5 protein-coding genes are annotated in these 7,019 nt (G+C 41.6%); 2 read left to right on the top strand and 3 right to left on the bottom strand.

Features of this window, described 5'->3' with window-relative positions; translation table 11 throughout:
• Positions 1 to 863: 863 nt before the first annotated feature.
• The 3 genes from EIZ39_RS25985 to EIZ39_RS25995 all read right to left on the bottom strand — a co-directional run bounded on the left by EIZ39_RS25985 (position 864) and on the right by EIZ39_RS25995 (position 3,635).
• Positions 864 to 2,108, bottom strand: a complete 1,245-nt coding sequence (locus EIZ39_RS25985) for a stalk domain-containing protein (RefSeq protein WP_129204467.1) — start codon at positions 2,106 to 2,108, stop codon at positions 864 to 866.
• A 239-nt stretch (positions 2,109 to 2,347) separates the two neighbouring features.
• A complete protein-coding gene (locus EIZ39_RS25990) occupies positions 2,348 to 2,923 on the bottom strand; it encodes a hypothetical protein (protein WP_129204469.1) in 576 nt (191 codons plus the stop codon).
• 304 nt (positions 2,924 to 3,227) lie between these two features.
• Positions 3,228 to 3,635 carry a DUF11 domain-containing protein gene (locus tag EIZ39_RS25995; RefSeq protein ID WP_129204471.1) on the bottom strand — a complete coding sequence of 136 codons (408 nt, stop codon included), beginning with the start codon at positions 3,633 to 3,635 and terminating at the stop codon, positions 3,228 to 3,230.
• A gap of 890 nt (positions 3,636 to 4,525) precedes the next feature.
• Between EIZ39_RS25995 and EIZ39_RS26000 the strand changes: the two genes are divergently transcribed.
• Both EIZ39_RS26000 and EIZ39_RS26005 read left to right on the top strand, forming a co-directional pair.
• Positions 4,526 to 5,743 (top strand): alpha/beta hydrolase family protein, encoded by a 1,218-nt coding sequence (locus tag EIZ39_RS26000; RefSeq protein WP_129204473.1) that lies wholly within the window; start codon positions 4,526 to 4,528, stop codon positions 5,741 to 5,743.
• Between the two features lie 135 nt (positions 5,744 to 5,878).
• Positions 5,879 to 6,430, top strand: coding sequence for a histidine phosphatase family protein (locus EIZ39_RS26005; protein WP_240675956.1), 552 nt, complete (start codon positions 5,879 to 5,881; stop codon positions 6,428 to 6,430).
• Positions 6,431 to 7,019: the final 589 nt, after the last annotated feature.

The raw sequence follows: 7,019 nt of genomic DNA on the forward strand, positions 1-7,019 counted from the left end.
TCATTTAAGGGTGTTTGCACGGCTCTTTTTTATGAGAATTTTAAAAAGCTAGACTAGGAATGAAACAGACCTGGATCCTCTCGTGTTCTTATCGCTCATTTTTTTGAGTTTGAATCTTTTTTTCCTTTAGTAATCTGTTTTTAAGGTAGTGTGAAGAGTATTCCATGTGAAAGGAGGGCAAGACCTAGACTGAATCTCACGAATTTTGGAGATTGCTCACGAATCTGCTTCTTTTTCTCACGATTACGATGTGAATTCTCACTTTACTGTAACCATTCCAAGTAATTAACCCGATATTCTCACGATATCAGCCATTTTACTCACGGACGTGGAACTCTTTCAAATAAGTTAAGATGAATAAGATCGTTCAGCCAAAGAAAAATCTCCCACCCAATTGAAACTCACGAAATCCCCTCCTTAACTCACGAACGATAGTTACGAGGTCACAAACCAGTAATAGTTATAAATAAAGAGACTAGTCACGGAACGCTGCTTCAGCCATTCGACCACCAGGAGGTAGAAAGCTGGACAAATCTATGTAAATCATCCTTGACTGTTTTCATCTTCGATTAGCCGTTCACCTCTTTGAAGGCATTCTCCCGCTGGATTCAACTTGGAAAGCCTGGCATCTCGATACGCTAATTAGCCAGCAACAAGAAAAAACCACTGTATATTCAACAGTGGCCTTAAACCCGNTATGTAAATCATCCTTGACTGTTTTCATCTTCGATTAGCCGTTCACCTCTTTGAAGGCATTCTCCCGCTGGATTCAACTTGGAAAGCCTGGCATCTCGATACGCTAATTAGCCAGCAACAAGAAAAAACCACTGTATATTCAACAGTGGCCTTAAACCCGAATCATTTTATTTGGTGATATGTTTTTTTAACACTTCCCACTCCGCAGGCTGAATCAGCCCTAAGCGCCATAGGGCAATGCCTTCTAACTGGTATTGCTTAGCAACACCCAGTTTGGCTAGTAAGGTTTGTTCATTTTCGGAATTCATATCCAAACCCAGGAAAAATTTCCCTTCGGGTGCACTGTTTTTTGCCATTTTTACGGCTTCAATTACTTTATGAATAGGCTCAGGTTCCCCTTTTTTGGAATAGCCATAGGCCATAATCACGATGCGATCGGCATATTGGGATAAGGCGTTGTAATCATAGCCTTTGAATGCACTATTGGGAGCATGAAGGGTTAGGGTAAGCGTTAGGTTTTGTTTCTTCATTTCTTCGGAAAGCTTGCGAACAAATAAGGAGAATTGGTTTTTAATCTCCTCTACCCCTTCTGAGGACCTCCCTAATCCTTCAATGTCAAGATTGATTCCATCGAACAACTTGGCTTCTTCTAGGAGCTGGTAGATCGCTCGAGTCATGTTCTCCTCACTCGATAAAATACGATAGGCTCGTTGATCTGTATCCGGTAGTAGGACGGTCATTTCTTTATTTAAAGAGTAATTTTCGGCTTGTTGTAATAAATCCTCCCATTGATCAGGCTTTGCCCACATGGTTACAGGATCCTTGTGCAATAAATTTCCACTTTCATCCAGACTATACCAACCCACGGCTAGATCAGAGATCAGATCGGTATTCCCAATCCTGGTATGGGGATGAGGGGCTCCAAATAAACTCTCCCAACTTTTTAGGGCATAGTATCCCAACACTTTCATTTCTTTCTTTGGTGAAATGATATGTATTTCACGCGTAGCATGATCCCACTTCACATCTGCTTGGAATGCTTCACTGAAAAATCGAAGCGGAATGAGTGTACGCCCTCCCTCAATAATCGGAGGGGCCTCGAGTGGAACTTCAACTCCATGAATGAAAGCTACGGGATTTCCGATAACAAGCTTCACTTCCGTTTCTTTCCCTTTAGCGTAGATGCTTCTTGTTTGATGATCCCATTCGACCTGGACATCTAGGGTTTCTGCCAGTTTTCGAAAAGGCACTAGGGTTCTTCCATTTTGGATGATAGGGTTGACATCAAACTCGACGGGTAGAGCATCAACATAAACATGGATCATTGGGGAATTGGTTTTTTCGGCATAGGAAGGACTAGCAAAAGTCGTTAAGAAAAAAGTCAAAAGGATTAGGGTAATGTACCGGAACATGCTGATCTCCTCTCCATCTATTTCTATACTACACTACCAACCTTATTCTATTAGCGAGACAGAAGTAAAGTCCAAATTTTTACTTCTCCTCGCCTTACTTATCATTTGTAGTTCTTTTCCTCCGCAATATCCAGGTTAAATTATCGATTCTCTCGATTCAGCTCTCTGACTTTTAGCCAGCTAAATTGTTTACCCGCTATCAGCTCAACCTTTCTGGAAGGAATCGAGAGCACCGTTGGTTAATTAATTGAAATCGAACCACTTGCCGTTCCAGCTATTAGGATCTCTAAATTATTAGTGCCGGTATGGTCAGTTTCTGCAAAAAATGCCATTAAGAGTCGGTCTTCAAGTTGTACATCGAAATCTACTGACTCCGAACCACTAAACAGGGTCCCTAAAGTAGTAGACGTAATAGGACCTAGATCAACGCGTGCACCAGGGACCGGTTGAAAGTTGGTTGTACCTGCAGGAGCATGATAAAGTTCAGCGATCACACGAGCCGTGTCGTCTTCAAGATTTTCATTAAAGCCACTATAGAAGAAGGTTGCAGAAATGGAGGTAATGGTACCTTCACGCGAAACGGGAAAAGAAAATCCATGAATAACTAGACTCTGAATGGATACCGTGGTGTCAATAGGATAAGTTGTTGCAAAAGAAGAGCCAAAGCCTAGTACATAGGCATTCACTGGATTACCGGCACTGGATCTAAGATTGATAATCGGAAATAGAAAAGCTGACGTAGGGTCTACCAAAACATCTGAGTATCCGGAAGAAAATTGAAGAATGGCTCCATTCTTTCGTCTATTAATACCCAATATCATTCGTCCTTTCCTAATTTTATTTTTACGATATTCTATTCTGTATCACTCTCATGGTTTGTATCTATAACTACATCCTTTATATTTTCTTAAAACTTCAATTTAAGCCTTTCCTTTTACCCTTCAATTTAAATAATCGTTATCGGCAAAGCACTTTCGTGTTTTACCATAAAAATGGGGTCAGTCCCTTCCTAAGGAGTGATCCTCCAAGCGACATGAAGTAAAAAACCTCCCAATTCTAGGAGGTCTATTAACATCGCACGTAGGCGAATTCAATGAGGCCTACTGGAAAAACTCGTTGTTAGTCGTCGGAGGTAACCAAAGTCGACAGCCTGACAACGTTATTTTGAAAGTCAGGATCAAACTGATTAGACGTCGCAACGGCTACGTTATCAATAAATGTTCCACTAGGTGTATCTTCATCAACCCTAGCCGAAATGGTCAGAAGAACATTGCCACTTGGTGTCATCGTTCCAATATCACAAGTAATGACGTTATTCGTAAATACGCAAGTTCCGAATGAACTTGAAAATTCAACCAGACCCAACTCAGCAGGAAGCACATCTGTAAGTTTTACACCTGTCGCTGTATTTGGTCCTAGATTAGTAAGCCTTACAGAATAAGTAATAGTGTCACCTGGACTAACTTGACTTGGAGAAGCCTCCTTGGTAACGAGCAAGTCAGCAATTAAAATTCCCAAACCTATCACCTTCCTTTATCAAAATATACTCTAATCATATGCATCAACCGTTCAAGTGGATGGACTTACGTGGATCTTGTAAAAAAATGGTTAATTATGCTATCTTATCGTAAGGATCTTCTACAACTATAGCTTTAATGTACCCTGCTTTACCTTATGATTGGAGGGGGATGCACGAAGTGAACAGAAAGCAAATAGAAACCCTATCCACGACTGAAGGCTGGATAGGGTTTTTTAGCTTCAAAAGTAAAATCAGGAAAATATTAAAATCTATCTTTTTCAGCTACATCCATTCGATTAAAATGAAGGTAGGATAAGTTGGGAGGTGTACAATGAAGTGGGCTGAAGTTTGTAAACAATTGAAGGCATTCATTCCCACATACTCCTCCCTCTTGACCTCGGTATTCTTGGCATGAACACCGAATAAGCAATCGGCAAATCTTCATCATAAAGGATCGGTTCAAGGTGGACATCCTGGAGCCTGAAACCTGTAAATTTCCCTCCTCATGACCCACCCATTTTTCAAATGCGTGGTTTCCCCAAAACACTCGTTTATGTAAGTCCATGACATAAATAGGATCAGGCAGGTTCAGCAACTGACCCTCCTGATGATCTCTTCAAAGCTCCCCATACATCATCACCCTTTACCCTGTCCTCTACGATTCATTATAGATGAATCAACCCACGCTTTCCGGGCAAAAAAACGGGGTTCGCCCGCAAATTTCGAGTAACCGATGAATTTTCTGGTTTATCCCTTTCTTCCTCATGCGTGAGGCACGCAAAAATTTGCGGTGAATGCCTTCAATGTTTGCGCGTGAAGCTAGCTTAGTTTTTATTATGCTAGTTACCAAGAAGTACGAAGTAAAACACAAAAGTGAAAGTATGGAGGAGGAAGCTGTATGAAGAAAATTATGGCCAGCGTAATAGCGGCAGCTACGATCATTTCTAGTGGACTACCGGTTCATGCTCAAGTAAACGAGGTCGTAACCCTACCGAAAACTACCGGTTTATATCAAGTGGGAACGACGAATTATGATTGGCTGGATCTTACGAGAAAGGATGGTTTTACCGCAGACCCTAAGGATCACAGAGAGCTCATGGTTCAAGTTTGGTACCCTATCGATAGCGGGGATGGCAAAGAAAAGGAAACCTATGTCCCCTCTCCTGTTACGGGAATGGAGAGTCTTACAACCCGATTTGGTATGGATCAACCGTTCACTGAGATAAATAAGGTTGACACCCAAACGTATAAAGAAGGCATATTGTCAAACCAAGCTTCTAAATTCCCTGTTGTCTTATTTTCTCATGGATTTACGAATGCGAGATGGGAGTACCAATCGATTACGAGAGAACTTGCAAGCCATGGATTTATCGTAGTTAGTGTAGATCATACTCACTTTGGGAAAGGAACCGAATTTAAAGATGGGAGATTTATCCCTTTCTCCCCTGTGCACCATATTCCAGACTTCAAAAAAATGGACGAAAACATCAACGAGTTATGGGTGAAGGACCTTCAATTCGTCATTAACCAATTAGAGGCATTAAATAAAAAGAAGAACACGAAGAATGCTCCAGATTTTTATAATCGATTTGATTTAGATAGGATTGCAGCCGTCGGTCACTCCTTTGGCGGAGCGGCCGCAGCTAGAGCCTTGCAGGTTGAACCAAGAATTAAAGCAGCAATCAATTTGGATGGATCCTTTGTCGGCCTTACAGCTGCCACCGGCAAGATGGAAAAACCTTTCGCTTTTATTAAAACGGAGGCCCATGCAAAGGACCTAAAGGGTGAATTTGAATTGCCTCCCTTACCGCCAGGAATGGATCCACAACTGATCATCAACCAATTTAAGGAATATGCAGCCCGATATGAAAAGGCCGTTGAAGGCGATGCCTACGATATAACGATAACGGGAACGACACACAATGAGCATATGAGCTTTACGGATCATCCTTTGATGAAGCCCTATTACCTTGATCGCACCCCTTATGTGGTTAGAGATCCAAAAGTAGACCCTCATGACTTTTATCAGCTTACCAATCATCTGATCTTATCGTTCCTAGAAAAGTACCTGAATGAGAGAAGCTATACCCTATACGATTTGACTCTCATTAAATAAATTACATATAGGTTGACCAGAGATTTCACTGGTTGACCTTTTATTCTTCCAAGAGAAAAACCGGCCCCAATTGGACCGGTTCATTCATTCAACTCGTGAGCTGGTAAATCATACATTCGAAGGGGAAGATTTAAAATGAAAATGAAAATCGGGTTAGTTCGCCATTTTAAAGTCCTAAAGGGCTTACCAGAAAAGAGAACCCTCTCACCAGAGGAGCTTACTCAATGGTTTATAGATTATGACTGTTCTGCTGTAGAGACTACCACCACTCTACTTGGTGATACAGAGTGGAAGATCTGCTATTCCAGTCCGATGCCAAGAGCGATCACTACAGCTCAAACCATTTACTCTGGAAACATTATAGAAAACAATGATTTACGAGAGATAGACTATCCAGTCTTTCATGAGATTTGGCAAGGAAGGCTTCCTTTCTTGGTCTGGGCTATGCTTGTACGCTTTTCGTGGTATGTGAAACACCGCGCCTACAAAGAAACCAAAGCAGACGTACACAAGAGAATCTCCTCCTTCCTAGACTACCTCGAACAACAGCCAGAACAAGAGGTACTTCTTGTTGCACATGCTGCACTCATGTTTGAGTTCAGAAAAGAATTACGGAAGAGAGGATTTAAGGGGCCTCAATTCAGGACCGCAGAGAACGGCAAGCTGTATGTATTTGAGAATGGGTAATAAGGGAAGGAAACTCCACTTAAAAGAAAGAAGACGGTACCATTTCGTACGAAGCAATGCAAGGCTAGATTTCAACCGAGAGGCCCTTTCACCTGCTTTTTCCGGTTTTCCACCGAAATTCCGTAAGTATTTTGATCAACTAAAAAGAATGATCCTAACGTCTCAGAAGTTGAAAAGGACTGCCTAGTAAAAAGCAGTCCTTCATACTTAAAATATAATACCAGTTCTCGCGAATCTCTGACTTGTTGATACCATTTATGATTAATAATGCTACTTTTTCACCTAGGTCTATCTGATTCTATGTTTCCCTAGACATCCTCAGCATCCGAAACGTGCGTACAGTCATCTGAGGAAGCACGAATCTGAACCGCTACGATCGCCAATTGCTCTGTTTGAACCCTTCGTCCTGCCAAAGTTGATAAAGATAGATGATAACCGCAAAACCGACCATCATAGCAACAATAGCGATTGTAGACATCGTCGATTTACTCGAAACAAGCCCCATCCGTTGCCATACTGGGTAAACGATGTACATATATAACCCGTCCAAAAGTAATCGCTATCGGCAAAGCACTTTCGTGCTTTACCT

The organism is Ammoniphilus sp. CFH 90114, assembly GCF_004123195.1.
Classification (GTDB): domain Bacteria; phylum Bacillota; class Bacilli; order Aneurinibacillales; family RAOX-1; genus YIM-78166.